We start from the raw sequence: 926 nt of genomic DNA on the forward strand, positions 1-926 counted from the left end.
AATGGCGACATCGGCATTCGCAACGACCTCTTCATCGTGCCGCTGGTCGGCTGCATCAACGGCCTCGCCGACAACATCGCCAAGGCGGTGGAGAAGGAGGGGCTGCTGCCCGAGGGCTCCAAGGTTACCGTCCTCTCGCACCCCTACGGCTGCTCGCAGCTCGGCGACGACCTCGCCAACACGCGCGGCATCCTGCAGAACTATGTGACGCACCCCAATGCCGGCGGCGTTCTGGTGCTCGGCCTCGGCTGCGAGAACAACACCAAGGCCTACTTCAGGGAAGGACTGGAGCTGCCCGACCCCGACCGCGTCCGTTTCCTGACCAGCCAAGAAGCTGGCGACGAGATGGCCGAGGCGCTGACCATCTGCCGCGAGCTCTCGGCAAAGATGAAGGCCGACAGGCGTACCGAGGTCGGCGCCGATCGACTTCGCATCGGCCTCAAGTGCGGCGGCTCGGACGGCTTCTCCGGCATCACCGCCAATCCGCTGCTCGGCGCCTTCTCGGACTGGCTGACCGGCATCGGCGGCACCACCGTGCTCACCGAGGTTCCGGAGATGTTCGGCGCCGAACAGCTCCTCATGGAACGCTCGGAGAACCGCGAGGTGTTCGACAAGACGGTGGCGCTGATCAACGACTTCAAGCGCTACTATGTCGACAACAACCAGCCGATCTACGAGAACCCGTCGCCGGGCAACAAGGCGGGCGGCATCTCGACGCTGGAGGAGAAGTCGCTCGGGTGCACCCAGAAGGCCGGTCTCTCCACGGTGCGCGACGTGATCGGCTACACCGGCAGGATCACCAAGCCCGGTCTCAACCTGTTGTCGGCGCCGGGCAATGACGGCGTCGCCGTCACCGCGCTCGCCGCCTCGGGCTGTCACATGGTGCTGTTCACCACCGGTCGCGGCACGCCGCTCGGCGGCGTCGT

At 66.2% G+C, this 926-nt stretch carries 1 protein-coding gene; it reads left to right on the forward strand.

Annotation, left to right across the window (positions count from 1 at the left end; genetic code table 11):
• Window positions 1–926: UxaA family hydrolase (locus M4J40_RS13445; protein ID WP_251754649.1), on the forward strand; the 926-nt coding region annotated here is incomplete at both ends.

Source organism: Pleomorphomonas sp. JP5 (assembly GCF_023721815.1).
Lineage (GTDB): Bacteria > Pseudomonadota > Alphaproteobacteria > Rhizobiales > Pleomorphomonadaceae > Pleomorphomonas.